The 25,334-nt window shown below is 70.2% G+C and carries 21 protein-coding genes; 5 read left to right on the top strand and 16 right to left on the bottom strand.

All coding sequences use genetic code 11. The annotated features are described in order from the left end of the window. Positions 1-6: 6 nt before the first annotated feature. From VEC03_RS12870 to VEC03_RS12880, 3 genes are read right to left on the bottom strand one after another with little or no spacing between them, the layout of a single operon-like run. The gene (locus VEC03_RS12870) at positions 7-894 is read right to left on the bottom strand and encodes a DMT family transporter (RefSeq protein ID WP_324915799.1); all 888 of its coding nucleotides are present in this window, start codon (positions 892-894) and stop codon (positions 7-9) included. Positions 895-922: 28 nt separating this feature from the next. Then, positions 923-1,702, bottom strand: coding sequence for an SDR family oxidoreductase (locus VEC03_RS12875; protein ID WP_324915800.1), 780 nt, complete (start codon positions 1,700-1,702; stop codon positions 923-925). Between the two features lie 52 nt (positions 1,703-1,754). Further along, positions 1,755-2,564 carry a crotonase/enoyl-CoA hydratase family protein gene (locus tag VEC03_RS12880; RefSeq protein ID WP_324915801.1) on the bottom strand — a complete coding sequence of 270 codons (810 nt, stop codon included), beginning with the start codon at positions 2,562-2,564 and terminating at the stop codon, positions 1,755-1,757. A 47-nt stretch (positions 2,565-2,611) separates the two neighbouring features. On the opposite strand from VEC03_RS12880, the gene VEC03_RS12885 reads away from it, so the two are divergent. Next, a complete protein-coding gene (locus VEC03_RS12885) occupies positions 2,612-2,860 on the top strand; it encodes a DUF3297 family protein (protein WP_324915803.1) in 249 nt (82 codons plus the stop codon). Positions 2,861-2,984: 124 nt separating this feature from the next. On the opposite strand, the gene VEC03_RS12890 is transcribed toward VEC03_RS12885, so the two are convergent. The 13 genes from VEC03_RS12890 to VEC03_RS12950 form a co-directional block, all read right to left on the bottom strand. Beyond that, positions 2,985-3,533: a hemerythrin domain-containing protein gene (locus VEC03_RS12890; protein WP_324915805.1), complete on the bottom strand. Its 549-nt coding sequence runs from the start codon at positions 3,531-3,533 to the stop codon at positions 2,985-2,987. A gap of 129 nt (positions 3,534-3,662) precedes the next feature. Then, on the bottom strand, positions 3,663-4,211 hold the full coding sequence (locus VEC03_RS12895; RefSeq protein WP_324915807.1) for a hemerythrin domain-containing protein: 549 nt from the start codon (positions 4,209-4,211) through the stop codon (positions 3,663-3,665). Between the two features lie 58 nt (positions 4,212-4,269). Further along, complete coding sequence (locus VEC03_RS12900; RefSeq protein WP_324915809.1) at positions 4,270-4,881, bottom strand: nitroreductase; 612 nt, start codon at positions 4,879-4,881, stop codon at positions 4,270-4,272. Beyond that, positions 4,847-6,112, bottom strand: a complete 1,266-nt coding sequence (locus VEC03_RS12905; RefSeq protein ID WP_324915811.1) for an NnrS family protein — start codon at positions 6,110-6,112, stop codon at positions 4,847-4,849. The genes VEC03_RS12900 and VEC03_RS12905 overlap by 35 nt, the downstream gene beginning before the upstream one ends. Then, a complete protein-coding gene (locus VEC03_RS12910) occupies positions 6,109-8,520 on the bottom strand; it encodes an adenosylcobalamin-dependent ribonucleoside-diphosphate reductase (protein WP_324915813.1) in 2,412 nt (803 codons plus the stop codon). The genes VEC03_RS12905 and VEC03_RS12910 overlap by 4 nt, the downstream gene beginning before the upstream one ends. Before the next feature lie 28 nt (positions 8,521-8,548). Beyond that, positions 8,549-9,646 (bottom strand): NAD(P)H-dependent flavin oxidoreductase, encoded by a 1,098-nt coding sequence (locus tag VEC03_RS12915; RefSeq protein WP_414708496.1) that lies wholly within the window; start codon positions 9,644-9,646, stop codon positions 8,549-8,551. A gap of 318 nt (positions 9,647-9,964) precedes the next feature. Further along, positions 9,965-11,146 (bottom strand): hypothetical protein, encoded by a 1,182-nt coding sequence (locus VEC03_RS12920; protein ID WP_324915815.1) that lies wholly within the window; start codon positions 11,144-11,146, stop codon positions 9,965-9,967. Then, on the bottom strand, positions 11,146-11,481 hold the full coding sequence (locus tag VEC03_RS12925; RefSeq protein ID WP_324915817.1) for a metal-sulfur cluster assembly factor: 336 nt from the start codon (positions 11,479-11,481) through the stop codon (positions 11,146-11,148). The genes VEC03_RS12920 and VEC03_RS12925 overlap by 1 nt, the downstream gene beginning before the upstream one ends. Then, positions 11,478-11,945, bottom strand: a complete 468-nt coding sequence (locus VEC03_RS12930) for an Rrf2 family transcriptional regulator (RefSeq protein ID WP_324915819.1) — start codon at positions 11,943-11,945, stop codon at positions 11,478-11,480. Before VEC03_RS12930 ends, VEC03_RS12925 begins: the two co-directional genes overlap by 4 nt. A gap of 57 nt (positions 11,946-12,002) precedes the next feature. Then, a complete protein-coding gene (locus VEC03_RS12935) occupies positions 12,003-14,279 on the bottom strand; it encodes a nitric-oxide reductase large subunit (RefSeq protein WP_324915821.1) in 2,277 nt (758 codons plus the stop codon). Between the two features lie 31 nt (positions 14,280-14,310). Then, positions 14,311-14,592, bottom strand: coding sequence for a DUF2249 domain-containing protein (locus tag VEC03_RS12940; protein ID WP_324915823.1), 282 nt, complete (start codon positions 14,590-14,592; stop codon positions 14,311-14,313). A 158-nt stretch (positions 14,593-14,750) separates the two neighbouring features. Then, positions 14,751-16,268 carry a copper-containing nitrite reductase gene (gene nirK / locus VEC03_RS12945; protein WP_324915825.1) on the bottom strand — a complete coding sequence of 506 codons (1,518 nt, stop codon included), beginning with the start codon at positions 16,266-16,268 and terminating at the stop codon, positions 14,751-14,753. 165 nt (positions 16,269-16,433) lie between these two features. Continuing rightward, complete coding sequence (locus VEC03_RS12950) at positions 16,434-17,852, bottom strand: NarK family nitrate/nitrite MFS transporter (RefSeq protein ID WP_324915826.1); 1,419 nt, start codon at positions 17,850-17,852, stop codon at positions 16,434-16,436. A gap of 169 nt (positions 17,853-18,021) precedes the next feature. Here VEC03_RS12950 and VEC03_RS12955 point away from each other — a divergent pair, with 169 nt between their 5' ends. The 4 genes from VEC03_RS12955 to narJ are packed head-to-tail and all read left to right on the top strand — an operon-like array spanning position 18,022 to position 25,323. Then, positions 18,022-19,308, top strand: a complete 1,287-nt coding sequence (locus VEC03_RS12955) for a nitrate/nitrite transporter (RefSeq protein ID WP_324915828.1) — start codon at positions 18,022-18,024, stop codon at positions 19,306-19,308. 32 nt (positions 19,309-19,340) lie between these two features. Beyond that, the gene (locus VEC03_RS12960) at positions 19,341-23,129 is read left to right on the top strand and encodes a nitrate reductase subunit alpha (protein WP_324915830.1); all 3,789 of its coding nucleotides are present in this window, start codon (positions 19,341-19,343) and stop codon (positions 23,127-23,129) included. Then, on the top strand, positions 23,126-24,655 hold the full coding sequence (narH, locus tag VEC03_RS12965) for a nitrate reductase subunit beta (RefSeq protein ID WP_324915832.1): 1,530 nt from the start codon (positions 23,126-23,128) through the stop codon (positions 24,653-24,655). Before VEC03_RS12960 ends, narH begins: the two co-directional genes overlap by 4 nt. Next, positions 24,652-25,323 (top strand): nitrate reductase molybdenum cofactor assembly chaperone, encoded by a 672-nt coding sequence (narJ, locus tag VEC03_RS12970; protein ID WP_324915834.1) that lies wholly within the window; start codon positions 24,652-24,654, stop codon positions 25,321-25,323. The genes narH and narJ overlap by 4 nt, the downstream gene beginning before the upstream one ends. Positions 25,324-25,334 lie beyond the last annotated feature (11 nt).

Raw genomic sequence — 25,334 nt, forward strand, 5'->3', positions numbered from 1 at the left:
GCCTGTTCAGCGGGCTCGGATGCGCACGCGGGCCAGCGGGTTGAACCCCGTCACCAGCGCGCAGGCGGCCAGCACCATCAGCACGCCCGGCGCCATGCCGGCCGTCACCGGCTCGCCCAGGAACAGGGCGCCCCAGGTCACGCCGAACATGGGGATCATGAAAGCCGAGGAGGTGGCCGAGCTGGCCGGGATCTCTCGCACCAGCCGCATGCTGATCCAGTACATGAAGCCGGAAGTGAAGGTGCCCAGGACGGCCAGCGCCGCCAGGGCGCCCGGCGTGACGTCGATGGCGGGCGCCGCCAGGCCGGCCGGCAGCAGCAACAGCAGGGCGCCGGCCACGTGCACGGCGGCCGAGGCGGGCAGCGGGTCGTGCACCAGCGTCGCCCGTTTCATCAGCACGGCGCCGAAGCCGTAGCTGGCCGAAGCGACGACGCAGGCCAGTACCGCCAGCATCACCGGCAGGTCCACCTGCACCGGGCCGAGCTGGACCAGCAGCGCCACGCCGGCCAGGCCGACCGCGCAGCCCGCCAGCTTGCGGCGCGTCAGGCGCTCGTCGCCGAAGGCAGCAGCGGCGACCACGCCGAACAGCGGCACGGTGGCATTGAGCAGGGCCGAGTAGCCGGCCGGGATCACCAGCCCGGCCGCGTTGAACAGCACGAAGGGCACGGCCACCGTCAGAGTGCTCAGCACCGCGAGCGAGCGCCAGTGAGCGCGGTCCGGCCAGCGCAGCCCCATGGCCCGCATCAGCAGTGCCAGCACGACTGCGGCCAGCGCGCAGCGCAAACAGGCCATGGGCCACGGCCCGAAGGCCGGGGCAGCGATGCGGATGAGTGGGAAGGAACCGCCCCAGACGGCGGACAGCAGCAGGAGCTGGAGGAAGTGGCGGGCGTGCATGAGGCAGCCGCCATTGTCGGGGCAGCGGCTAGCTGCGTCTTGGCGTGTCTCGGCCCAGGTGCACGCCGCTGTCCAGCAGGACCAGCTCGCCGGTGACGGTGCGGGCTCCGGTCACCAGCCAGACGATGGCTTCGGCCACGTCCTCGGGCGTGCTGGAGCGGCCGAGCGGCACCTGGGCCTCGTAGGCCTGCCTGGTCTTCTCGTAGGCCGCCTCGCCGATGCCACGGGTGAACCAGCGCGAGGTGATCAGCCCCGGGCACACGGCGTTGACGCGGATCTCGGGCGCCAGCGCCCGCGCCAGGTGCAGCGTCATCGAATTGACCGCGCCCTTGGACGCCACGTACGGGACCGAGGAGCCGATACCCAGTGCGCCGGCGACCGAGGACACGTTGACGATGCTGCCCTGCGCAGCCTTCAGGTGCGGGACGGCGGCGCGCACCATCTGGAAGGTGCCGATGGCATTGACGCCCAGGATGCGCTGGAACACCTCGGCGTCCAGCGCGTCCCACTTGGCCGCTTCGCCGAACACGCTGGTGCCGGCGTTGTTGACGAGGGCGTCCAGGCGGCCCCAGCGGGCCACGGCCTGCTCCACCAGCCGGCGGCAGTCGGCGTCCTGCGCCACGTCGCCTTGCACCACCAGCGCGTCGGCCCCGGCCTCGCGGCAGGCCTGCGCGGCAGCCTGGGCTTCCGCCTCGCTGCGCGAGTAGTTGATCACCACGTTCCAGCCGCGCTGCGCCAGTTGCAGGGCGGTCGCGGCGCCGACGCCGGTGGCGGAGCCGGTGATCAGGGCAGCGGGTTTGTCGTTCATGGGTCGGTCCTTTCTCTTGCGTTGGCGCTCGTGGTTGGCGTTGGGGCGCGGCTCAGCGGCCCTGGAACTTCGCCGGCCGTTTCTCGACGAAGGCGCGCACGCCTTCGGCCGCGTCCTCGCTGTTGGACAGGCGCTGCTGGGTGGCAATGAAGTCCTGCGCCGCGGCCAGCGGGCCCTGCTCGATCGCCTTGATGACGTTGAGCCGCGTCGCGGTCACGGCCAGCGGCGCCTGCATCGCGATCGCTTCGGCCACGGCGATGGCTTCATCGAGCTCGCGACCGGCCGGCACCACCTTCTGCACGAAGTTCAGGCGCAGCGCTTCCGCGCTGCCGAATTCACCGGCCGTCAGCAGGTGCAGCATCGCGTTGCCCATGCCGGCGCGCTGGGCCATGCGCAGCGTGGCACCGCCGGTGGCCATGATCCCGCGCTGCACTTCCAGCTGCGAGAAGCGGCAGTCGTCGGCGGCCACCACGATGTCGGCGGCCAGCATCAGCTCGATGCCCAGGGTGTAGGTGATGCCCTTGACCGCGACCACCATCGGCTTGGCACGGCGGCGGTAGCCCGGCTGGCCGAGGTCGAAGGGATCGACCAGCCCGTACGGATAGGCCTTCTCGCCGCGCTGCATCAGGGGCGCGATGGACGGCAGGTCCAGGCCGGCGGTGAAATGCGGCCCGAAGGCGTGCAGCACGCCCACGCGCAGCGCCGGGTCGTCGTCCAGCAGCGTGTAGGCCTCGGCGAGCTGGCGGAACATCGCCGGCGTGAAGCCGTTGAGCTTGGCCGGCCGGTTGAAACCGACCAGCAGCAGGCTGCCGCGGCGTTCGGTGACGATGGCGCCTTCGGCGGGCGGGGTGGGTGCTTCCATGGGGTGCGACGGGAATCGGGCTTCGAAGCCCCGCAGAATAGCGCCCCATGGAAGAAGCCAAGCCCCGCCCCGAATTGCCCGACCACCTGTCGATCGACCCGCGCAGCCCGCACCACGTGCCGGCCATCTTCGAGCACGAGGTCGGCATACGCTTCAACGGCAAGGAGCGCGACGACGTCGAGGAGTACTGCATCAGCGAAGGCTGGATCCGCGTCCCGGCCGGCAAGACGCTGGACCGTCGCGGGCAGCCGCTGATGATCAAGCTGAAGGGAAAAGTGGAACCCTTCTACAAGTGAGCGGCCAAGGCGCCCGCCGATTCCGGCCGCAGGCCGAACCGTCCGCGCGGAATAACATGCAGCGCGGACACACTTTGTTCAGGAAACCACGCTGGAAACGCGCAGCGATTCCAGCGTGAGTGCCTCAGATATAGGCAGTGGGCACATGCGCATGCCGCATGTGCAGGGCCAGGCCGAGGGCCGCCATGTGGTTGCCGTTGCGCCCCAGGATCTCGGCGGCCAGCGGCAGGAACTCGCGTTCCTCCAACTGCGCGTGGGCCTCGTACGACTCCACCAGCAGCTTCACGGCCTCGGCGCGCAGCTGGGCCGGCTTGCCGGCGGCGACCAGCTGGACCTGGGAGCGCATGCGCTTCCAGGTGTCCTCGATCTCGCGGTGCTCGGCGGTCAGGCGGTCCACCAGCACCTTGACGCGATCGCGCTCGGGGCCCGGGCGGGCGCTGCGCGTGACGGCGTCGAACAGTTCGTCCTCCTCCTCGGAGTGGTGCTCGGTGACCGCATGGTCCAGCAGCCTGAGCACGTCGGCGGCCAGGTTGCGGGCGCGCACCGCGGCGTCCTGCAGCGCGGGCAGTTCGCTGAAATCGTGCAGGCCGGACAGGATGCCGCCGTGGCAGTTGGAGAACTGCTGCACGGGGGTCGGCTCGTCGTGGGTGCGGGCGGTGGCGACGGGGGTCATCTGCTGCTCCTGGCGGCGGCGTGCCGCATGCAGCCAATGTAGGCGCCGCCGCAACGGGCAGGTTGACACGGGTCAAGGCTTGTGTGCAGGGCCCGCAAGCGCAGGCCGTGCACGTGCGGAACTGGCGATTCAGCGCACGCCGCGGCGACGCATCATCTCCTCGCCCATGGCGCGCGTGGCCGCCTCGTCCATGCCGGCCGCGGCGGCCGGATAGACCAGCTGCTCCTCGGCGCGGATGTGCTCGTCGTAGAGGCCGGCGAAGTCGTCCAGCGCGCGCTCCTGCGGCGCAGTGAGGGCGGTCAGCTCCCCGACTGCCAGCGGGGCCAGCACGGCACGTGCGGCGGCCCAGGCGCCCTCCATGCGCCGGTGGTCCTCGCGCAGGCGGCGCACCACGGCGGCCAGCTCGGTGTCGGCGGTGGCGTCCAGTCGCGGGAACACGTGCAATTCCTCGTCCAGGTGGTGTTGTGGCGCCGCCTGGTCGAAGTAGCGCATCACGTCGCGGGCGGCGCTGCGCGCCTGCTCGTCGGCGCCGTGTTCGCGCACGTGCTCGCGCAGCCGCGCCAGCAGGGCCAGCATGCGGTGCACCCGCTCATGGCAGGCCTCCAGCATCTCGTAGGGCTGCTCGAAGGTGGGGGAGGCCAGGCCGCCGGGCGGCGAGATTGAAATGATCCGGGTCATGGGGTGAAGCGGCGCAAGTCGATCGTAGGCATCTGCATCGGCGGGCGTCCCGGCGTGCTCATGCCGCGAGTTCGGAGAGGTACTGCTCCGGCTGCGGCCGGGGCAGGGCGGAACGATGGCCGGCCGCGGTGCCCATGCTGGCGAAGCACACCGCCTGTTCGTGCGGCGCCAGCGCGAACAGTTCCCGCAGCGGTCGCGAGGCCAGCGCCTTGCCGCTGGTCAGGGCCGAGGCGAAGCCCAGCGCGGTGGCCATCAGCAGCATGTTCTGCACGGCGCAGCCGAGCGACAGCAGGCGCTCGGCATCGGGCACCTCGGCCGTCTCGCCGGCCAGGCGCACCACGGCCAGCAGCAGCACGGGGGCGCGGAAGGCCTTCTGGCGGGCCTGTTCGCGCTGCTCGCCGGTGGCGGCCGGGTCGCGCTCCAGCAGGGCCTGCTCGAAGGCGTCGGCGAGCCGGGCGCGCGCCGCTTCGGGCACCAGCACGAAGCGCCAGGGCAGCAACCGGTCGTGGTCGGGCGCGGCGCCGGCGGCCTGCACGATGCGCGCGAGGTCCGCGCCCGACGGGCCGGGCGCTGCCAGCCGCTTGGGCAGCACGGTGCGGCGCGATTCGATCCAGGCCTGCGCCCAGGCCGCGGCCTCATCCGGGGCGGCCGTCGGGGCGGGTGCGTCCATACCAGTCTCCGAGTCGAAGGGCCCAGGCCAGCACCACGCTGGCCCACAGCGTCGCGGAGGCGGCCAGCAAGGCCTGCCCCGTGGTCAGCGGCAAGGATGCCGCAATCCGCAGCACGGTGGCCGCCTGCAGCATCCAGAACAGCGCCCAGGTAAGGTTGTCGGCCGCCTGCGGACGCCCGCTGTGCCCGGCGGACACCCGCGTGACCATGGCCAGCAGCAGCGAGCCCAGGCTGCCCATGGCCAGCGCATGCAGCGGTGCCAACGGCAGAACCGGTTGGCCGGTCCAGCCCTGGCCCAGGTGGGCGCCGCCGGCCAACAGCAGCGCGACGCCGAGCCAGGCGAAACCCAGGTGCAGCATGCGCATCAGCCGCACCTTCAGGCTCTGCACCCGGCTCCAGGCCACCGCCACGGCAACCAGCGCGGCGCCGGCCACTACCTCCAGCGCGCCGCGCAGCAGCAGCCAGGCCGGGTGCGACGCGCCGAGCACATCGGTCCAGACGGCCACCGCTTGGAACACCGCGGCGCCCAGCATCAGCCACAGCATCCAGAACGGCCCCCAGGCCTGCACCAGCGGCACGGCGTCCGAGGTGAAGAAGGGCAGCATGCGGTGCGCCACCGTCACGAACACCACCACGACGAAGGCCCACAGGCCGCATTGCACCAGCGCGCGCTGCAGTCCCGGGGCCCCGAGCAGCAGCGCCGCCGCCAAGGCGAACTGGCAGGCGATGCCGACAAGCAGCGCGCAGCCGACCAGCTTGGGGTGCAGGCGGTCCTCCTCTGTGCTGGCGCGCACCAGGGTCCAGAACTTCGCCGCCGACCAGGCCAGCCCGCCGGTGCCCAGCAGCAGCCCGGCGACCGCCGCGCCCAGATCCCAATGGCCGCCCAGCAGCCACAGCAGCCAGCCGACAGCCTGGATCAGCGCCGGCGCCACCAGCGCGCGGGCCGGCAGCGGCCGCACGTACAGCCAGCGCGGCGCCGCGGTGAAGAGGAAACCGACGAAGAACAGCGGCAGGAAGCCGAACACCATCAGCGCCGAGTGCAGCGTGACGGGGGCGACGGCCGGAGCCGTGGCGGGGACCAGCCCCGCACGGCCCAGTTGCAGCCAGGCCCACCACAGCGAGGCGGCGACCAGCAGCGCGCAGCCGAGGAAGAACCCCAGGCGGTGCGGCGCCAGCAGCAGGTGCCGCGGCCGCCAGGGAGAAGGAGGTAAGGCCGGCGGCTTTCCAGTCAACCGCAGGCCCCGAGGTGCCCGCAGGAGGTGCAGTACTCGCAGCCGTCCTTGCGGATCATGGCGCGCGCCCCGCACTCGGGGCACTTGGCGCCCGGCATGACGGCGCTGGGCGCCGGCGTGGTGGCCACCGGCGGTGCCGCCGCCGCATCGGCGGCCTTGCCCTGGCGCCGCGCGATGATGTTCTGGATGGCGTACGCGATGGCGGCCACTTCCGAGTCGTGCCACAGCGGCACCTGGGCGCCGTCGGCACGCTGGAAGGTGCCCAGCCGCACGGGCCCGCGGTCCCACGCCACCTTGCGCATGTCGACCAGCGCGCGGTCCAGGAAGCCGCCGCGCGCCGCCAGCGACAGCAGCCGCATGCTGGAGGTGATCCACTGCTGCGACTCGGCGCTCTGGCCGACCGGCATGAAGAACTCGATCGCGCGTTCCTGCCCGCCTTCCACCGGCAGGAAGGACACCACGATGTACAGCGTCTGCTGGCCTTCCTGGGTCCAGTAGCTGATCTTCTCGGCCACGGCCGGCAGGGCGCCGGGCGGGCGGCGCCCGATCACGGCCCGCATCGGGTCGACCTTGGGCGATTCCGGCTCGGCTGCCGCGGACGGCCCGGTCTCGAGCACGGCGCCCAGGATGGTGTTGGGCCGGTAGGTGGCCAGCCCCTTCAGCCCGGATTCCCAGGCTTGGCGGTACAGGTCCTTGAAGTCGTCGTAGGGATAGTCGACCGCGACGTTCACGGTCTTGGAGATCGCGGTGTCGATGAAGGGCTGCACCGCGGCCATCATGGCCAGGTGCGAGCCGGCGTCCATCTCCAGCGCCGAGACGAAGTAGTCGGGCAGCTGGGCGGTGTCGCCCCCGAGCGAGCCGTACAGGCGCCAGGCGTGGTCCATCACCTCGTATTCGGTGCGGCTGCCGTCGCCCTCGCGCTTCTTGCGGCGGTAGGTCCAGGAGAAGGCCGGCTCGATGCCGTTGGACGCGTTGTCGGCGAAGGCCAGGCTGACGGTGCCGGTGGGGGCGATCGACAGCAGGTGGCTGTTGCGCAGGCCGTGGGCGCGGATGCGGTCCTTCAGCGCCTGCGGCAGGCGGCTGGCGAAGGTGCCCTCGGCTAGGTAGGGGTCGGCCTCGAACTTGGGAAAGGCGCCTTTCTCGATGGCCAGGTCCACCGAGGCCGCGTAGGCGGCATCGCGCATGCGCTCGGCGATCTGGGCGGCGAGCTGGCGGCCTTCCTCGCGGTCGTAGCGCAGCCGCATCATGACCAGCGTGTCGCCCAGCCCGGTGAAGCCGACGCCGATGCGGCGCTTGACGCGCGCTTCTTCCTGCTGCTGGGGCAGCGGCCAGTGGGTGAGGTCCAGCACGTTGTCCAGCGCGCGCACCTGCGTGGCCACCGCCTGCTCAAAGCCCTCGAAGTCGAACGCGGGCTCGCCGCCGTAGCCGAAGGCATGGCGCACGTAGCGCGTCAGCACGATGGGGCCGAGGTCGCAGCAGCCGTAAGCGGGCAGCGGCTGTTCGCCGCACGGGTTGGTCGCGGTGATCTTCTCGCACCAGCGCAGGTTGTTCTCGCGCTCGATGGTGTCGAGGAACAGGATGCCGGGCTCGGCGAAGTCGTAGGCCGAGCGCATCACCGTGTCCCACAACTGGGCGGCGGGGATGGTGCGGTAGACCCACAGGCCGTCCTCGCGCTGGTGCGCGCCGGCCTCGATCAGCGCGATGCCGGGCTTGGCCCGGTGCACCAGCTCCCAGGTGCCGCCTTCGCGCAGGGTCTGCATGAAGGCATCGTCGACGCCGACCGAGACGTTGAAGTTGGACCAGCGGCCCGATGTGCGCTTGGCGGTGATGAACTCCAGCACGTCGGGATGGTCGATGCGCAGCACGCCCATCTGGGCGCCGCGGCGCGCACCGGCGCTCTCGACCGTGGCGCAGGAGTGGTCGAACACGTCCATGTAGCTGCACGGGCCGGAGGCCAGCGAGGCGGTGGCCTTGACCTCGGCGCCGCGCGGGCGGATGGCCGAGAAGTCGTAGCCCACGCCGCCGCCGCGCCGCATGGTCTCGGCGGCTTCGCGCAGGGCTTCGTAGATGCCGGGCAGGCCGTTGGCGTCCTGGCCCTGGATGCAGTCGCCCACCGGCTGCACGAAGCAGTTGATCAGCGTGGCTTCCAGCCCGGTGCCGGCGGCGCTCATGATGCGGCCGGCGCCGATCGCGCCGGCCTGCAGGTTGGCCAGGAACTTCGCTTCCCACTCGGCCTGCAGCGGCTGCGCCTCCACGCTGGCCAGCGCGCGCGCGACGCGGCGGTACAGGTCGTCGACCGAGCGCTCACCGCCCTTGAAGTACTTCTCGGCCAGCACGTCCTCGCTGATCGGCTGGGGCGGCAGCGCGGGCGTGGTGTCCAGCAGGGCGGGAGCGTCGTCTCTCTTCATGTCGTGGCGTCTCTTTCGGAAGGCTGCTTCAGCAGGGTTGCGGCCGCACGCCGGCCACCAGCCAGCGGAACAGCTCGTGGACGGAGCGGATCTCGCTGCCGAAGGGCAGCGTACCCGACCCGCGGAAGAAGAGTCCCTTGCGCACGTCGCCGGCCAGCGCGTGGCCCAGCACCTTGTCGATGCAGAACTGCCCCCATTCGGGCTTGCCGTCGCGCAGGCCGCAGGCGGTCAGGCAGTCGAACCACATGGTGCAGTGGGTCTTGGCGTGGGCAGCGGCCTGCAGCTTCTCGCGCATGCGCAGGTACTTGTCCAGCCAGGGGGTGCGCACCGCGCGCGCCGGCAGGCCGGCGACGCTGACGAACTCGACCAGGTCCTCGGGCCGGGCCTCGGCCAGCACGCGCTTGAATTCCGGCGCGGCATCGCTTTCCCGCGTGACGGCGAAGGGCGTGCCGAGCTGCGCGGCCGAGGCGCCGAGCGACTGCACACGGCGGATGTCGTCCAGCGAGCGTACGCCGCCGGCGGCGATCACGGGAACCTCGCGCTCCAGCCCGGCGTCGCGCAGCACCTGCGCGACCTGCGGCAGCACCACGTCGAAGTTGAAGCGCGGATCGGACACGTCCTCCAGCCGGGCCGCGCCCAGGTGGCCGCCCGCGTGGCCGGGATGCTCGATCACGATGGCGTCGGGGCGGCGGCCCTTCTTCTCCCACTTGCGCAGCACGAGCTGCACGCCGCGGGCGTCGGACAGGATGGGGATCAGCCCCACCTTCGGGTGGTCCGCCGCCAGGTCGGGCAGGTCCAGCGGCAGGCCCGCGCCGACCACGATGGCGTCGATGCCGCTCTTGAGCGCCTGCTTGACATAGCCGGCGTACTCGCCGACAGCCCGCATGACGTTGACGGCGAGCAGCCCGCGGCCCTGGGCCAGCCCGCGGGCCCGGCGGATCTCGCGGTCCAGCGCCTCGGCATTGGCGGCGTCGATCTGCGGCTTGGCGGAGCGGCCGGTCAGGTGGCGGGTCGGTTCGTACAGGTCCTCGTGCAGGCGACGCAGGTCGACCGAGGCGATGGTGCCCACGCCTCCGAGCCCGGCCACCGTGCCGGCCAGGCCGCCGGCGGAGATGCCCACGCCCATGCCGCCCTGCACCACGGGCAGCAGGCGGCGGCCGGCCAGCTTCAGCAGGGACAGCCCGTGCTGCTCGGCCTGGGCCAGCAGGCTCTCGGCGGCGGGGGCGAAATCGGTCAAGGGGGAAGGGTTGGAAGAGGGGGAATTCGGAGGATGCATGTGGGCGGAAATCCTAGGGGCCGGCAGGGGCGGCCGGCTGACGCAGATCAACTCAGCGGAGGCGGCGGCTTCCGGTCGTCGGCACTCCCACTCGCTGGTTACAGACGCAGGGATCAGGTGGAAACGGGTGTGCCTTCCATCCATCGTTCCCGTCGCGAGGGTTCGTGTTCATCCGGGGCGTGAAGACTCGGAACGACGGGAAGCGCGAGGGCGGCGGGCTTGCAGCGCGTCCTTGCGGTTCCAGGCCAGCACCGCACCTATGGCCGTCAGCGCGAACAGCGCGATCGCCGCCGCATTCAGCTCCGCCCCGCGCGGCAGCCAGCCGGCATCGACGGCGCGCAGGCCCAGCCGCATCAGCAGCGAGCCGTGCAGCAGCGCCAGCGGCAGGTAGAAGGGCCAGCCGAACAGCAGCTTGACCCGCGCCACCGCCGGCAGGATCACCGGTGCGTGGCCCATCATCATGCTGAAGACGAAGCCCAGCCCCAGCGCGTGCAGCGCGGTGTCGCGCGCCGGTGCGCCCAGCGCGGTCGCGGCCCAGGCCAGCCCGCCCACCGCCAGCCAGCCATAGCCGCCCAGCAGGCACACGGCCATGTAGCGCGACAGGCCCTGCGTGAACAGGGTGCGGCGGGCGATGTCGAAGGCCAGCAGCCACACGGCCAGGCCCAGCAGCGCGGCGCCGTACAGCAGGCCGCCGATCACGGGGTCGAATGCGGACCACGCCGACGCGGCCGCCAGCAGCGCCAGCAGGCCGACGAGCGCCGGCAGCGCACCGCGCCGGCGGCGCATCAGGCGCGTCATCTCCAGGCGTTCGGCGGCGATGGTCATGACCAGGAAGGCGAACCACCAGGGCACCACCGCGGCCGGCGCGAAGCCGGCGGCGAACAGCGCGTTGCCGGCGAGCCAGGCGGCGGCGCTGGCCAGCAGCAGCCAGGTGTGGGGCTCGCTCTGGCGCTGCACGACGACCACGTTGACGGCGACGAAGGCGGCGCCGGACAGCACCAGCAGGGCGCCCCCCAGGGCCGGTTGGCCCAGCAGCAGGGCCGGCCCGGCCAGCGCCGAGGCCGCCGGCGCCAGCCAGGCCAGCGCCAGCTTCACGGCGACGGCGCGCTCGACGGCGATCACCGTGCCCATGAACGCGCAGATCATCAGCGCCGCGTGCTGCAGGGCCGCCTGGCCCAGCCAGTCGGGGGCGCCGGCGCGGGCCAGCGGCACGCCGGCGCGCAGCAGGCCGCCGGCCACCGCCGACAGCAGCGCCGAGGCGATGCACAGCAGCAGGGCCACCGCCAGCACGCGGGTGGCCGGCGATGCGGCGTCGCCTCGCCGCGGCTGCTCGCGCGCGGGCGTGCGCATCACCAGCCCATGAAGTTGCGGGCCGATTCGCTCATGCGGTCGGGTGTCCACGGCGGATCCCAGACCAGTTCGGTGCGCACCGTGTATTCCGGCGGCAGCACCCGGTCGAGCTCGCGCTCGATGTCGTCCATGATCACGTCGGCCACCGGGCAGGCGGCCGACGTCATCGTGATCTCCAGCTGGATCTCGTGGCCGGCCAGCTTCACGCCATAGACCAGGCCGACGTCGACGATGTTCATCGCGACCTCGGGGTCGACCACCCGCTGCAGCGCCTCCAGCACGGGCAGCTGCAGTTCCTCGGGCAGCTCGAACGGGAAGGGCAGGTCTTCGATCATGCGCGGCTCCTCGCCGGCTCGCGGCCGGCCGTGGGGTGGAACAGGATGGCGGCCAACTCCTCGCGGTTGCGCACCAGGTCCTCGAGCGTATAGCGGGCCAGCACAGCATAGAAGGCAGCCACGGCGTCAGCCATGACATTGCGCAGCTTGCACACCGGTCCGATCACGCACCGGCCGCCGTCGCCGGCGAAGCATTCGGCCACGCGCGTGTCGCCCTCGGCGTCGCGCACCACGTCGGCGATGCCGATGCGGTCGGCCGGGCGGGCCAGCTCCAGGCCGCCGCCCTTGCCGCGCACGTTCTTCAGCCAGCCCGCCTTGCCCAGGAAGTGCACCACCTTGACCAGGTGGTTCTCCGACACCTGGAAGGACTGGGCGATCTGGGCGATCGTGGCGCGCTGGCCCGGCCGCGTGGCCAGGTAGATCAGCACCCGCAGGCTGTAGTCGGTGAAGGCGGTGAGTTTCATGGCGGGGTCTCCACAAAGGAAAAAGGGGCCGGCATGCGCCGGCCCCGTAGGCTCTGGTCAGCGGCGCGCCGTCGCAGCCCCGACCGGCACCGCCGACTGGCGTTGCCCGCCGCGGCCGAGCAGCCGCACCACGTACAGCGCGAGGATGGCGGCGCCCGCGGCGAACACCACGTCGCCCGGCACCCGCAGCCACACCAGCGTTTCCATCACGGGCGAGTGGATGACTTCCGCAGAGCGGGCGTACCACAGGCCCTCGGTGATCGCGGCCCAGGCCTGGTAGATGCCGGCCGGCAGCAGCGACAGGAACACCATCATGGCCAGGCCGATGTTCAGGCCCCAGAAGGCGGGCTTGAGCAGGCCGTCGGCGTGCAGGTGGCGCGCATACAGGCCGCGCAGGCAGAACAGCATCAGGCCGATGCCCAGCATGCCGTAGACACCGAACAGGGCGGCGTGGCCGTGGGCGGCCGTCATGTTCAGGCCCTGCACGTAGTACAGCGAAGCCGGCGGGTTGATGGCGAAGCCCAGCAGGCCGGCGCCGACGGTGTTCCAGAAGCCCACCGCGACGAAGCACAGCACGGGCCACTTGTAGGCCTGCAGCCAGGAGATGCCCTGGGTGCGCCGCCAGGTCTGCAGCGCTTCCAGGCCGATCAGCGTCAGCGGCACCACTTCCAGCGCGGAGAACACGGCGCCGACGGCGATCACGGACGTGGGCGTGCCGGTCCAGTACAGGTGGTGCAGCGTGCCCAGGATGCCGCCGAACAGGAACACGATGGTCTCGGCGATGATGGCGCGGTTGGCGCTGGTGGCGCGCACCAGGCCCAGCTTGGTGAAGATCAGCGCGATCACGGCGGTGGCGAACACCTCGAAGAAGCCTTCCACCCACAGGTGGACCAGCCACCAGCGCCAGTATTCGACCATCGAGTAGTGCGTCTTCTGGCCCCAGGTCAGCGAGGTGACGTAGAAGCCCGCGATGCAGGTGGCCGACAGGAACACCATGGCGATCAGGCCGCGGCTCTCCGAGGGCTTCTTCAGCGCCGGCCACAGGGCACGGCCCAGCAGCACGGCCCACAGCACCAGGCCCACGAACAGCAGGTACTGCCAGACGCGGCCCATGGAGGTGAATTCCAGGCCCTGGTTGCCGATCCAGAAGGCGAAATCGGTGCCGTTGCGCTGCAGCGTGCCGATCCAGCCGGTGACGGTGGAGCCGACCACGATGGCGATCAGGGCCCAGAACAGGAAGTCGACGCCCAGCTTCTGGAACTTCGGCTCCTTGCCGCCCAGCATGGGCGCGATGTACAGGCCGGTGGCCAGCCAGGCGGTAGCGATCCAGAAGATGCCGACCTGGGTGTGGATGGTGCGGCTGGTGACGTAGGGCAGCAGCTCGGAGATCGGCAGGCCGAAGAAGGAGTCGCCTTCCACCGCGTAGTGGGCAGTGACGATGCCCATGCCGATCTGCAGCAGCAGCAGGCCGGCGACGGCGAAGAAGTACTTGCGCACCGCCTTCATCGAGGGCGTGGCGGCCACGCCCAGCAGCGGATCGGACTTGGGCGGGGTGGCTTCCTCCTCGTGCTTGCCGGCGCCGTGCAGCCACAGCATGGCGGCGATGCCGGCCAGCAGCAGGATCACGCTGACCATGGACCACACCGCGGCCGAGCTGGTCATGGTGTTGCCCACCAGCGGCTCGTGCGGCCAGTTGCTGGTGTAGGACAGGCCGGTCTCGCCGGGGCGGTCGGTCACGGCGGACCAGGCGCTCCAGAAGAAGAACGCGTTCAGCGCTGCCCGGTCGTCGGCCTCCGGCAGGGTGCCGTCACGCATGGCGTACTGCTCGCGCAGCTTGTCCAGCGAGGCGGCGTTGCCGAACAGGCCGTCGTAGTGGGCCGCGACCTCGCGGATGGCCCTGGCGCGCACGTCGGACACCGTCACCTTGCCGGTGGCGGCGTCGTAGGTGTTGGCGCGCATCTCCTCCTTGAGGGCGGCATCGACGGCGCCGCGTTCGCTGGTGGACAGCGCCGCGGGGTCGCTCTTGATGGCCTTGGCACGCAGGTCGCGCAGCGCGACGGCCTCGCGGTGCAGCCAGTCGGCCGACCAGTCCGGCGCCACGTAGGCACCGTGGCCCCAGACGCTGCCCTGCTGCTGGCCGCCGGAGGCGAGCCAGACTTCCTGGCCGCGCTGGACCTGTTCGCCGGTGAACAGGACCTCACCGCTGGTGCTGACCACCGCGGTGGGGATGGGGGGCGCGGTCAGGTAGATCTGCCAGCCCAGGTAGCCGAGGGCGCCGAAGGACAGGACGAATACGAATCCCAGCCAGCGCCACAGCATGTTGTTGCTTTTCATGATGTCGTCATCCGGAGTTGTGGTATCGGGTTCAGCCTCCGCACGAGCCGCAGCACGAGCCGTCGGAGCCGTGCGGGGCCTTCAGGCGGGTGATGGCCACGCGCCAGGTGTCGGGGCCCTGCTCCAGGTAGTTCCATTCGAACTGGCCCGGCGTGCGGTCGTTGAACTGGTAGTACAGCGGCCGCGGGTCGTGGTCGTTGACCAGCTCCAGCGCCTGGCCGATGGAGAGCGCGTCGAAGGTCGAGAAGATCAGCGCATGGCGCTCGCGCGGGGCGATGGTGCGGACGTCGATGCGGGATGCCGGAGTCGTCATGGGAGTCCTTTTTTGAAGGTGCATTGCGAATACACCTAATGCTAGGGATTGGCCCGATTTCTTCCTTGACGCGCGTCAAGTCGGCGAGGCCCCTACGGGCGCTGGCGCATGAAAAAAAGGGGCGCCGAAGCGCCCCATCCCTCACTCGCCGGAGGCGGTCAGTGTTCGACATGCATCGCGTCGCTCGACGCCTTGTAGATGCTGTCGTCGGCCGGGCCGGTCACTTCCAGCGCCGCCGCGGCGCCCTTGCCGACCCGCGACAGGGCGTGGTCGACCAGCAGGAACTTGCCCGGGTAGTTGAGCTTGAAGTCCACGATGGTCGCGCCGCCGGGGGCCACCAGCGTGGTCTGCACGTCGGTCTTGATCGCCTTGACCGAGCCTTCGCTGTAGACCTTGTCGAAGATCTCGCCGATCACGTGGAACGAGGAGACCTTGTTGGGGCCGCCGACGCCGAAGTAGACCCGCACCGTCTCGCCGACCTTGGCCGTCATCTTGTGCTCCTTGGTCAGCGCGCCCACCGAGCCGTTGAAGGTGTAGTAGGTGGGCAGTTCGTCCGCGGCGCGATCGTGGTCGAAGGCCTGGTGGCCCTTGGTGCCGAACGGATGCGAGGTGTAGTGGTCGCCCTGCATCACGTAGAACTCCTTGTCCACCTTGGGCAGGCCCTCCGGCGGCTCGACCAGGATCATCCCGTACATGCCGGCCGAGATGTGGTGCGGCACCGAGGCAGTGGCGCAGTGGTAGACGAACAGGCCCGGGTTGAGGACCTTGAAACGGATCGTCTTGGACTCGCCGGGCGCCACCTGGGTGTGCTCGCCGCCGCCGTGGCCGCCGGTCACCGAGTGCAGGTCGATCGAGTGGATCGCCTTGCTGTTCGGCGCGTTGCTCAGCGTCAGTTCCACCGTGTCGCCCTGCTTCACGCGCAGCATGGGGCCGGGCACCTTCTTGCCGAAGGTCCAGTAGGTGAAGGTGGTGCCGTCGTCCAGCTTGCCTTCCAGTTCCACCGTCTCGATGTGGTACTTGACCAGCTGGGGCGCGCGCTTGCCGATCGCCTTGGGCACCGCGTTCGGGTCCATGGCGATGCTCACGGCTTTGGCCGCGGCGGGAGCGATGGCCTTGGCATCGGCGATGCTGGCCGAGCCGGCGCCGAGCGCCACGGTCTTGACCGCACCGGCGGGGACCGCGGTCGCCGCGGAAGCGGCCGGACCCTCGACTTCCACCACGCCTTCCATGCCGATCTGCTTGTGGCCCGGGATGGAGCAGTAGTAGGTGAACTTGCCGCCCTGGGTCAGGGGCACCGTGACCTTGACCACGTTCTTGCCGCTGAACTTGGGTGAGGCGACCTTCAGTTCCGGGAACACGATGTCGTGCTCGGCGCCTTCGCCGCTGGAGACGGTGATCTCCAGGGTGTCGCCGACCTTGCCCTTGAGCACCGGGTTGGCATTGCCGTTCTCGTCCAGGTAGACCATCTTGCCGCCCGCCATGCCGGTCTTCAGCGTGATCTTGTGCACCTGGCCGGCTGCAGCCGGGGCCTTGGCCTTGGCGGCCACGGCGGCGGGTGCGGCGGCACCGGCGTTCTTGCCGGTGAGCACCGTTGCGCCGACCGAGCCGATCAGGGGTGCCGCGGCGAACAGCAGCGCGACGGCGACGGCGGTGGGGGCGAACTTCGGGGCTTTCATCGTGGAACCTTTGTTTCCTCTGCTTCGCGGGGCTGGCCCCCGCTGGCCGACAGCCTCGTGAGCCGTCGACGCCAATTTAGGGTTTACCCGAGGTTCCCGGATTGATTCGGATCAAAAGGTGCCACTCCAATGCACCTTTTGGGTGGCACCCCTAGACAAGGGCGCTCAGCAGGGCATTTCCGCCCCTTTGCGGCTGTAGTACCACCAGGTGACGGCGATGCACAGCAGGTAGAAGACGATGAAGAGGTAGAGGGCCGCCTCCGGGCCGCCGGTGTTGGCGATGGAGGTGCCGTAGCTCTTGGGGATGAAGAAGCCGCCGTAGGCGCCGATCGCGCCGGTGAAGCCCAGCGTGGCGGCGCCCTCCGTGTTGCCGCGCTGGGTGGCGCGCGCCACGGCGGCGGGGTCCGCGGGGTCGACCTCGCGCAGCGCCTGGTTCAGGAAGATCACCGGGATCATGCGGAAGGTCGAGCCGTTGCCGATGCCGGTGGTGACGAACAGCACCAGGAAGGCCACGAAGAACCCGGCGAAGGATCCGCCACTCGGGCCGCTCGGCAGGAACCACAGCACCGCCGCCACGCCGGCCGCCATCGCGATGAAATTCCAGAAGGTCACCGTCGCGCCGCCCCAGCGGTCGGCCAGCCATCCGCCGAAGGGCCGCACCACGGCTCCCAGCAGCGGACCCAGCCAGGCGAACGCCAACGCATTGACCTGCGGGAACTGGCTGCGGATCAGCAGCGGAAAGCCGGCGGCGTAGCCGATGAAGGAACCGAAGGTGCCCAGGTACAGCAGGCACATCAGCCAGTTGTGCTTGCGCCGGAAGATCGCCGCCTGGGCCGCCACCGAGGCCCGGGCCTCGGCGATGTCGTTCATGCCGAACCAGGCGGCCAGCGCCGCCAGCGCGATCCAGGGCACCCAGATGAAGGCGGCGTTCTGGGTCCACACCCGCACCTCGGCGCCGCCGCGCACGATGGTCTGCGGATCGCCCGCGAAGATGCCCAGCACGCCCGCCGTGACCACCAGCGGGCTGAGGAACTGCACCACCGACACGCCCAGGTTGCCCAGGCCTGCGTTCACCCCCAGCGCGGAGCCCTTGCGCTCCTTCGGGAAGAAGAAGCTGATGTTGGCCATGCTGGAGGAGAAGTTGCCGCCGCCGAAGCCGCACAGCAGGGCCAGGATGAGCATGGTCGGATAGGGCGTGGTGTTGTCCTGTACCGCGATGCCGATGCCGATGGCCGGGACCAGCAGCGAGGCGGTGGAGATCGCCGTCCAGCGCCGCCCGCCCACCAGCGGCACCATGAACGAGTAGAAGATGCGCAGCGTGGCGCCCGACAGCGCCGGCGCCGCCGCCAGCCAGAACAGCTGGTCGGTGGTGTAGCGGAAGCCCAGCGCCGGCAGGCTCACCGCGACCACGCTCCACACCTGCCAGATCGCGAACGCCAGGAACAGCGCGGGAACGCTGATCCACAGGTTGATGCGGGCGATCGCCTGCCCCTCCTGCTCCCAGAAGGCCTTGTCCTCGGGGGTCCAGAGGTGCAGCGTGCGGCGCGCGGTCCGCGTGCTGCGCGGGGGCGAGGTGGTCGGCATGGCGACGGCCTCCAGAGAGGGTTGGCCGCAATCTAGCGGCGGACGGCGCCGCGGTGGGCGGGCTGTCAGCGCATGTAAGGACCTGGCTCAGGCGCATGCAGCCCGGCCGCAGTCGGCTGTTACACCGGTGCCCCCGGCGCGACATCGGTTGCTAATCTGCCCCGCAGCCATGGCAAGCCACTTCACATCCGGGGCCACGCCCACGGCCGGCACGGCGCCGATCGGACGCAAGGCGATGTCCGTGCTGGCGGTGAGCACGCTGGCGTTCACCGTCTGCTTCATGGTCTGGATGATGTTCGGCGTGGTCGGCATCCCGCTGCGCCAGCAGCTGGGGCTGAATGCCACGCAGTTCGGGCTGCTCACGGCCACGCCAGTGCTGACGGGATCGCTGGTGCGGGTGCCGCTGGGCATCTGGACCGACCGCTACGGCGGGCGCGTGGTGATGGCGCTGGTGATGGCGGCCACCATCCCGGCCATCTGGCTCATGGCCTATGCCACCGCGTACTGGCACTTCCTGGTGATCGGCCTGTTCGTCGGCCTCGCCGGCGGCTCCTTCTCCGTCGGCACGCCTTACGTCGCACGCTGGTTCCCGAAGAACCGGCAGGGGCTGGCGATGGGCGTGTATGGCGCGGGCAACTCCGGCGCGGCCGTCAACAAGTTCATCGCGCCGGCGCTGGTGGTCGGCTTCGGCTGGGCCATGGTGCCGCAGGTCTATGCCGCGGTGATGCTGGGGGCGCTGCTGCTGTTCTGGTTCTTCAGCCACAGCGACCCGGCGCACCGGGTGCCGGGCAACGTCGGCTTCGGCCAGCAGCTGAAGGCGCTGAAGGACCCGCGCGTGCTGCGCTACTGCCAGTACTACAGCATCGTGTTCGGCGGCTACGTGGCGCTGTCGCTGTGGATGGTGCAGTACTACGTGGGCGAGTACGGGCTGGACATCCGCGTGGCGGCCTTGCTGGCCGCCTGCTTCTCGCTGCCGGGTGGCGTGCTGCGCGCCATCGGCGGCGCGCTGTCGGACAAGTACGGCGCGCAGAGCGTGACCTGGTGGGTGATGTGGGTGAGCTGGATCTGCCTGTTCCTGCTGTCCTATCCGCAGACCCAGTTCACCGTGCTCACGCTGGACGGCCCCAGGACCTTCCACATCGGGCTGAACGTCTACGCCTTCACCGCGCTGATGTTCGTGCTGGGCATCGCCTGGGCCTTCGGCAAGGCCAGCGTCTTCAAGTACATCAGCAACGACTACCCGCACAACATCGGCGCCATCAGCGGCATCGTCGGCCTGGCCGGCGGCCTGGGCGGCTTCGTGCTGCCGATCCTGTTCGGCGTGCTGCTGGACTTCACGGGCATCCGCTCCTCGGCCTTCATGCTGCTGTACGGCGTGGTCTGGGTGTCGCTGATCTGGATGTACCTGACCGAGGTGCGCCGCACCGAAGTCCTGCACCCGGCCGTACAGGCCTGAACGGGCGCCCGCGCGCCCACGAAAGGAAAGCGGTGAGCCATTTCCTCGATCGGATCACGTACTTCCGCCAGGCCCGCGAGACCTTCTCCGGCGGCCACGGGATCACCACCAACGAGAGCCGCGCCTGGGAGGACGCCTACCGCAAGCGCTGGGCGGCCGACAAGATCGTGCGCTCCACGCACGGCGTGAACTGCACCGGCTCCTGCTCGTGGAAGATCTACGTCAAGGGCGGCATCGTCACCTGGGAAACCCAGCAGACCGACTACCCGCGCACCCGGCCCGACCTGCCCAACCACGAGCCGCGCGGCTGCCCGCGCGGCGCCAGCTACAGCTGGTACCTGTACTCCGGCACCCGCATCAAGTACCCGCTGGTGCGCGGACGGCTGCTGCGCTTCTGGCGCGAGGCGCGCGCCAGCATGACCCCGGTGGCGGCCTGGAAGGCCATCGTCAGCGATCCGGCCAAGCGGGTGGAATGGGTCAGCAAGCGCGGCCGCGGCGGCTTCGTGCGCGCGAGCTGGGACGAGGTGAACGAGCTGATCGCGGCGGCCAATGCCTACACGATCAAGGAATACGGCCCGGATCGCATCGCCGGCTTTTCGCCGATCCCGGCAATGTCGATGATCTCGTACGCCTCGGGCTCGCGCTACCTGTCGCTGATCGGCGGCAACCTGCTGTCCTTCTACGACTGGTACTGCGACCTGCCGCCCTCGTCGCCGCAGACCTGGGGCGAGCAGACCGACGTGCCGGAGAGCGCCGACTGGTACAACGCCGGCTTCCTGCTGGTGTGGGGCTCCAACATCCCGATGACGCGGGCGCCCGACGCGCACTTCTATGCCGAGTCGCGCTACCGCGGCACCAAGAGCGTGGTGATCGCGCCCGACTACAACGAGGCGGCCAAGTTCTCCGACATGTGGCTGCATCCCAAGCAGGGCACCGATGCGGCGCTGGCGCTGGCCTTCGGCCACGTGGTGCTGCGCGAGTTCCACCTGGACCGGCAGGTGCCCTATTTCGAGGACTACACCCGCCGCTACTCCGACTTCCCGATGCTGGTGAAGCTGGTGGAACGGGATGGCCGGCTGGTGCCGGACCGGCTGCTGCGCGCGGCCGACCTGATCGACCACCTGGGCGAGGCCAACAACCCGGACTGGAAGACCATCGCCTTCGACGAGGCCAGCAACAAGCTGGTGGCGCCGCTCGGCTCGGTGGGTTTCCGCTGGGGCGAGCAGGGCAAGTGGAACCTCGAGGAGAAGGACGGGCAGGGCCGCGACGTCAAGCTGCTGCGCAGCTTCGACAAGCAGAACGACGGCATCGCCGCGGTGGCCTTCCCCTATTTCGGCGGCGAGGCGCCGCACGACTTCGTCGCCACCGCGCACGAGGAGGTGCTGGTGCGCCACGTGCCGATCCGCGAGATCGCGCTGGCCGACGGCGGCAAGGCCCGGGTCGCCACCGTGTTCGACCTGTTCTGCGCCAGCTACGGGCTGGACCGCGGCTTCGGCGGCGGCAACGTCGCCCGCAGCTTCGACGAGGACCAGCCGTTCACGCCGGCCTGGGCCGAGAAGGTCACCGGCGTGCCGCGCGAGCGGATCATCCAGGTCGCGCGCGAGTTCGCCGACAACGCGGCCAGGACGCAGGGCAAGTCCATGGTGATCCTGGGCGCCGGGCTGAACCACTGGTACCACATGGACATGAGCTACCGCGGGATCATCTCGCTGCTCGTGATGTGCGGCTGCATCGGCCAGTCCGGCGGCGGCTGGAGCCACTACGTCGGCCAGGAGAAGCTGCGGCCGCAGACCGGCTGGCTGCCGATCGCCATGGCCTCCGACTGGGTGCGCCCGCCGCGGCAGATGAACGCCACCAGCTTCTTCTACGCCCACACCGACCAGTGGCGCTACGAGACGCTGCGCATAGCCGACATCCTGTCCCCGACGGCGCCGCCCGGCGACTGGTCGGGCGCCATCCTGGACTTCAACGTGCGGGCCGAGCGCATGGGCTGGCTGCCCTCGGCGCCGCAGCTGCAGGCCAACCCGATCGAGCTGGGCCGCCGGCTCAAGGCCTCCGGCGCCGACATCCGGCAGGAAGTGCCGCGCCTGCTGAAGTCCGGCGAGCTGAAGATGTCCTGCCTGGACCCGGACAACCCGGTCAACTGGCCGCGCAACATGTTCTTCTGGCGCGGCAACGTGCTGGGCGCCAGCGGCAAGGGCCACGAATACTTCCTCAAGCACTTCGTCGGTTCGCTGCACGGCATCGTGGGCACCGACGACGTGCGCGCCGGCATCCAGAAGCCCAAGGAGGTCGTGTGGCACGAGCAGGCGCCGGTGGGCAAGCTGGACCTGTACGTGAACATCGACTTCCGCATGTCCACCACCAGCATTTACGCCGACGTGGTGCTGCCCACCGCGACCTGGTACGAGAAGCACGACCTCAACACCACGGACATGCATCCCTTCATCCACCCGCTGACGGCAGCCGTGGATCCGGCCTGGGAGGCGCGCACCGACTGGGCGATCTTCCGCGGCATCGCCGAGAAGTTCTCGCAGGTGGCGCCGGAGGTGCTGGGCGTGGAGCACGACCTGGTGCTGCAGCCGCTGCAGCACGACAGCCAGGGCGAGATCGCCCAGCCCTACGAACCGCGCGACTGGGGCCGCGGCGAATGCGAGCCGGTTCCGGGCAAGACGATGGCCAACGTGTTCCTGGTCGAGCGCGATTACCCGGCCACCTACGCGCGCTTCACCTCGCTGGGTCCGGCGCTGGACACGCTGGGCAACGGCTCCAAGGGGATCAACTGGGACACCCGGCACGAGATCAAGGGCCTGACGGCCCTCAACGGCACCGTGCCCGACGGCCCGGCCGCCGGCCGCCCGCGGCTGCAGACCGACATCGAGGCCTGCGAGGCCGTGCTGTACCTGGCGCCCGAGACTAACGGCGAGGTGGCGGTGAAGGCCTGGGAAGCGCTGGCCAAGGCCACCGGCCGCGAGCACGCCCACCTGGCCGAGGGCCGGCACGAGGAGAAGATCCGCTTCCGCGACATCACCGCGCAGCCGCGCAAGATCATCTCCTCGCCCACCTGGTCCGGCATCGAGAGCGAGACCGTCTGCTACAACGCCGGCTACACCAACGTGCACGAGCTGATCCCCTGGCGCACGCTGAGCGGCCGCCAGTCGCTGTACCAGGACCACCCGTGGATGCTCGCCTTCGGCGAGGGCTTCGTCACCTGGCGCCCGCCGATCGACACCCGCACCGTGCGGCAGGTGCTGGGCAAGCTGCCCAACGGCAACCGCGAGATCCAGCTGAACATCCTGACGCCGCACCAGAAGTGGGGCATCCACTCGACCTACACCGAGACGCTGATCATGCTGTCGCTCAGCCGCGGCGGCCCGACGGTGTGGATCAGCGAGGACGACGCGCGCGAGGCCGGCATCGAGGACAACGACTGGATCGAGGTCTTCAACATGAACGGGGCGCTGACCGCGCGCGCCATCGTGTCGCAGCGGATCATGCCCGGCACGGCCATCATGTACCACGCGCAGGAGAAGCTGGTGAACGTGGTCGGTTCCGAGATCACCGGCCAGCGCGGCGGCATCCACAACTCGGTCACGCGCATCAACATGAAGCCGACCCACATGATCGGCGGCTACGCGCAGCTGGCCTACGGCTTCAACTACTACGGCACGGTGGGCGCCAACCGCGACGAGTTCGTGATCGTGCGCAAGATGAACCAGGTCAACTGGTTCGACAAGGCGGCCGACGACGCCGTGCACACGGGCGGCGGCAGCGCCGACTGGGGCAAGGGCGTGGTCGCCCGCAAGGAGGTGCTGCGATGAAAGTCCGCGCGCAGATCCCGATGGTGCTGAACCTGGACAAGTGCATCGGCTGCCATACCTGTTCCATCACCTGCAAGAACGTCTGGACCAACCGCGAGGGGCAGGAGTACGCCTGGTTCAACAACGTCGAGTCCAAGCCCGGCATCGGCTACCCCAAGGACTGGGAGAACCAGGAGCGCTGGCGCGGCGGCTGGGTGCGCAAGAAGAACGGCCGCATCGAGCCGTGCCTGGGGTCCAAGTGGCGCATCCTGGCCAAGATCTTCGCCAACCCGCACCTGCCGGAGATCGACGACTTCTACGAGCCCTACACCTACGAGTACGGCTGGCTGCAGAACGCCGGCGAGCTGCAGGCGCAGCCGGTGGCCAAGCCGCGCTCGCTGGTCACCGGCGAGGTGCTGAACAAGATCGAGTGGAGCGGCAACTGGGAGGACATGCTGGGCGGCGAGTTCGCCAAGCGCTCGCACGACCGGAACTTCGAGGGCATCCAGAAGGAGATCTACGGCCAGTTCGAGCAGACCTTCCTGATGTACCTGCCGCGCCTGTGCGAGCACTGCCTCAATCCCTCCTGCGTGGCTTCCTGCCCCTCGGGCGCGATCTACAAGCGGGCGGAAGACGGCATCGTGCTGATCGACCAGGAGAAGTGCCGCGGCTGGCGCATGTGCGTGTCGGGCTGCCCGTACAAGAAGATCTACTACAACTGGTCCTCCGGCAAGAGCGAGAAGTGCATCTTCTGCTTCCCGCGCATCGAGACGGGCCAGCCGACGGTGTGCTCGGAGACCTGCGTGGGCCGCATCCGCTACCTCAGCGTGGTGCTCTACGACGCCGACCGCATCGAGGCGGCGGCCTCGGTGGAGGATCCGAAGGCGCTGTACCAGGCGCAGCTGGACCTGATCCTCGATCCGCGCGACCCCGAGGTCCAGAAGCAGGCGGCGCACGACGGCGTGCCTCGCCAGTGGATCGAGGCGGCGCTGCGCTCGCCGGTCTACAAGATGATGAAGGAGTGGCGGGTCGCCTTCCCGCTGCATCCGGAGTACCGCACCCTGCCCATGGTCTGGTACATCCCGCCGCTGTCGCCGATCCAATCGGCGGCCGAGGCCGGCAAGCTGTCGGCGCTGGACGGCATGCCGGACGTGCGCTCGCTGCGCATCCCGCTGCGCTACCTGGCCAACCTGCTCACGGCCGGCGACGAGGGGCCGGTGGCCGCCGCGCTGGAGCGCATGCTGGCCATGCGCGCCTACATGCGCGCCAAGCGCGTCGACGGCCGCATCGACGAGGCGATCGCCCAGCGCGTGGGGCTGACCACCGCGACGCTGGAGGACATGTACCAGGTGATGGCGATCGCCAACTACGAGGACCGCTACGTGATCCCGACGGTGCGGCGCGAACTGGAGGAGGACGCGTACTGGCTGCGCGGCTCCACCGGCTTCGGCTTCCGCGACCAGACCGAGGGCCGCAGCGGCCTCAACCTGTTCGGCGGCGGACCCAAGCAGACGCCGCGGCACAAGAACATGGACGTGCCGACATGAACCGCACCACCAAGGCATTGAGCGCGCTGCTGGGCTATCCCAGCGCGGACCTGCAGGCCGCGGTATCGGAGATCCGGGCCGCGCTGGAAACCGAGGGCGAGCTGTCGGCCGCCGAGCTGCGCGCGCTCGAACCGCTGCTGGTGCAGCTGGCCGGCGACGACGTCTACGAGCTGCAGGAGCGCTACAGCGCCCTGTTCGACAGCTCAGGCGCGCTGTCGCTGCACTTGTTCGAGCACGTGCACGGCGAGAGCCGCGAGCGCGGCCAGGCGCTGGTGGACCTGGCGCAGCGCTACCAGGAACACGGCTTCCTGCTGCAGGGGACGGAGCTGCCGGACTACGTGCCGCTGTTCCTCGAGTTCGTGTCCTTCCTGCCGCGGCGCGAGGCGCGCGACTGGCTGGGGCAACCGGCGCACGTGTTCGCGGCCCTGGCCGAGCGGCTGCAGCAGCGCGGCACGCCGTATGCCGCCGTGTTCACGGCGCTGCTGGCCTTGGGCGAGGGCGCGCCCGACGCCGAAGCGCTGGACGAGGTGCGGCGGCGGCTGGCCGCACAGGAGGCGAAGTCGCTGGACGAGACCTGGCAGGAGGAGCCGGTGACCTTCAGCGGCGCCCCGGCGCCGCAAGCCGGTGGCGGCATCGTGCAGCGGCTCAAGGCCGTGATGGGACGCTAGAAGGAGCAGGC

The sequence above is a fragment of the Ramlibacter sp. genome (genome assembly GCF_035627355.1).
GTDB lineage: Bacteria > Pseudomonadota > Gammaproteobacteria > Burkholderiales > Burkholderiaceae_C > Ramlibacter.